At 73.5% G+C, this 392-nt stretch carries 1 pseudogene; it reads left to right on the forward strand.

The features are described from left to right. Positions 1-392, forward strand: a pseudogene (locus tag LI94_RS24200) (PE family protein); the annotation flags it as partial.

A 392-nucleotide genomic window follows, 5' to 3' on the forward strand; every position in this document is an offset into this window, starting at 1 on the left:
GGCGACTTCGGTGCCGGCGGGACCGGTGGCAGCGACGGCGATGGCACCGGTCAGGGCGCGGACGGGTTGGATGGGGCGGCCACCGTCGGGGGCAACGGGGGTCTCGGCGGTGATGGCTTCTTGGGCACCAATGGTGTCGCGGGCAGCATTGATGGCACCGGCGGTGGCCACGGCGGCAACGGTGGTGATGGTGGTGCCGGCGGGTTGGCTGCGGACGGTTCCCACGCGGCTCAGGGTGTCGGTGGCGCCGGTGGCGATGGTGGTGCCGGCGGCAACGGCTTCAACGGCTTCCACGGTGACGAGCCGGGTGCTCATGGCACTCATGCCGGTGATGGGGGCGCCGGTGGCAACGGCGGCGCGGGCGGGCAGGGCTCCACTGTCGGTGCCCACGG

It is taken from the genome of Mycobacterium sp. UM_Kg27 (assembly GCF_000972905.1).
Classification (GTDB): Bacteria; Actinomycetota; Actinomycetes; order Mycobacteriales; family Mycobacteriaceae; genus Mycobacterium.